This window comes from Streptomyces sp. 8K308 (assembly GCF_004348315.1).
Taxonomy (GTDB): Bacteria; Actinomycetota; Actinomycetes; order Streptomycetales; family Streptomycetaceae; genus Streptomyces.
The window spans coordinates 1-2,548 of record NZ_SMKC01000549.1 but is presented as its reverse complement, the minus strand read 5'-3'; the positions used below and the strand labels follow the sequence as shown (position 1 = coordinate 2,548).

Here is a 2,548-nt window from a genome sequence, read left to right as displayed (position 1 = left end):
CCATCGGAACCGCCACCCGGCTCACCCCCGACCTGCTGGAGCGCGCCGCCGGGCCGCTCACCGTCCGCCTCGACCCCGCGACCCGCGGCCGGGTCGGCGAATGCCACCGCTTCCTGCTCCGCTGCCTCGCCGAGGGGCGCCCGGTCTACGGCGCCACCACGGGCTTCGGCGCGCTCGTCGGCCTGCCGGGCAGGGCCGAGGCGGCCGACCAGTGCGAGAGCCTGCTCGACCACCTCACCGCCGGCCAGGGCGACGACCTGCCCGTCGAGGTGGTCCGCGCCACCCTGCTCGCCCGCCTGTGGGCGCTGGCCAAGGGACACTCGGGCGCCCGCGAGGCGGTGCTCGACGCGCTGATCGCGGCGCTCGACACCGAGTTCGCGCCCGCCGTGCCCGAACTCGGCTCCGTCGGCGCCAGCGGCGACCTCGTGCCCACCGCCCACCTGGTGCGCGGGCTGCGCGGCGAGGGGCACGCCCACCTCGCCGGCCGGCGGCTGCCCGCAGCCGAGGCGCTGCGCCTGGCCGGCCTTGCCCCGCTCGACCTGGCAGGGCGGGACGCCCTGGCCCTGGTCAACGGCACCTCCTTCACCGCGGCCGCGGCCGGCCTCGCCGTCGCCCAGTTCGCCCGCTCCCTCGACGCCGCCCTCAGACTCACCGCCCTGCTCGCCGAACTCCTCGGCAGCGCACCGGACTTCGCCGACCCCGCGCTGCTCGCGGCCTTCCACCACCCCGACGCGGCCGCCGCCGGGGACCGGCTGCGCGCCCTGCTCGCCGGCACCGTGCCCAGCGGCGAACGCCCGCTCCAGGAGCCCTACTCAATCCGCTGCGCCCCCCAACTGCTGGGCGCCGCAGGGGCCTCGTTACGGCACGCGGCGACCGTCGTCGAGGACGACCTCAACGGCGTCAGCGACAACCCGCTGTTCTTCCCCGAGGAGGACCGGGTCTGCCATGGCGGCAACTTCTTCGGCCAGCACGTCGCGTTCGCCGCCGACCTGCTCTCGCTGGCCGCCGTGCAGACCGCCAACCTCGCCGAACGCCAGCTCGACCTGCTGCTCGACCCGCACCGCAACGGCGGCCGCAACCCACTGCTCGCCGCCGACCCCGGCAACCAGCACGGCCTCGCCGGCGTCCAGCTCGCCGCGACCGCCATCACCGCCCAGATGCGCCGCACCGCGACCCCCGCCAGCATCCAGAGCCTGCCCACCAACCTCCACAACCAGGACATCGTCCCCTTCGGCACCCAGGCCGCGCTCGCCGCCTACCGCCAGACCCGCTTGCTGCGCCTGCTGCACGGCTCGCTCGCCCTGGCCCTGCGCCAGGCCGCCCACCTCGGCGACCGCCTGCCCACCGCGCCCGCCTGCGCCGCTGAGCTCGACCGGCTCGCCCAGGCGCTGCCGCCGGTCAGCCCCGACCGCCCGCTCGCCGCCGACGTCCGCCGGGCCGCCGACCTGCTCGACGCCGGCCCCGGGGAGCCGCCGCACTCCGACCGGCCGTGCCTTTAGGACGCGAGCGGTCCTGTTGGCCTCCTAGCCTCCGAGGCATGGCAGACCACACGCCCCTCGACAGCACCATCAGCCCCTTCCGTATCGAGATCCCGCAGGCCGCCGTCGACGACCTGCGGGCCCGGCTCGCGAACACCCGCTGGCCCGACGAGCTGCCCGGCGTCGGCTGGAGCCGCGGGGTCCCGGTCGGCTACCTGCGGGAGCTCGCCGACCACTGGCGCACCGCCTACGACTGGCGGGCCCGGGAGGCCGCGCTCAACGCCCACCCCCAGTTCGTCACCACGATCGAGGGCCAGCGCCTGCACTTCCTCCACGTCCGCTCGCCCGAGCCTGACGCCCTCCCGCTGGTGCTGTTGCACGGCTGGCCCGGCACCTTCGCCGACTTCCTCGACATCGTCGGGCCGCTTTCCGACCCCCGGGCGCACGGCGGCGACCCGGCCGACGCCTTCCACGTGGTGATCCCCTCGCTCCCCGGGTTCGGGTTCTCCACCCCGCTGGCCGGACCCGGCATGAACGCCGCCCGGATGGCCGGCGTCCTCACCGAGCTGATGGCGCGGCTCGGCTACCGGCGGTACGGCGTCCAGGGCTACGACACCGGCTCCTGGGTGGCGCCCCAGATGGCGAAGCTGGCACCCGAGCATGTCGTCGGTGTGCACCTCAACGCGATGATCTCCTTCCCGGTGGGCGCCGAGGGCGAGACAGACGGCCTGAGCGAGGCCGACCAGCGGCGCTGGCAGCGCATGCGGGACTTCAACGACGGCTACCTCCAGTGCAACTCCAAGCGGCCCGCGACCGTCGGCTACGGCCTGCACGACTCGCCCGTCGGCCAGCTCGCCTGGATCGTGGAGAAGTACAAGGAGCTGACCTGGCCGGAGGAGGGACTGCCCGAGGACAGCGTCGACCGGGACCGGATCCTGACCGACGTCTCCCTCTACTGGTTCACCGGCACGGCCGGCTCGGCGGCGCAGATCTACTACGAGGAGATCTCCGCCGCCGAGTGGAGCGCCGAGGGCGCCGACGGGGAGTGGGGCGGTGCCGAGGGGGAGTGG

The 2,548-nt window shown here is 75.3% G+C and carries 2 protein-coding genes; both read left to right on the top strand.

Features of this window, described 5'->3' with window-relative positions:
• Positions 1–2: 2 nt before the first annotated feature.
• Entirely contained in the window at positions 3–1,499 is a 1,497-nt protein-coding gene (locus E1265_RS35505; protein WP_132935067.1) for an aromatic amino acid ammonia-lyase, read from the top strand.
• Positions 1,500–1,537: 38 nt separating this feature from the next.
• A partial coding sequence (locus tag E1265_RS35500) for an epoxide hydrolase (RefSeq protein ID WP_132935066.1) occupies positions 1,538–2,548 on the top strand: 1,011 nt, incomplete at its 3' end.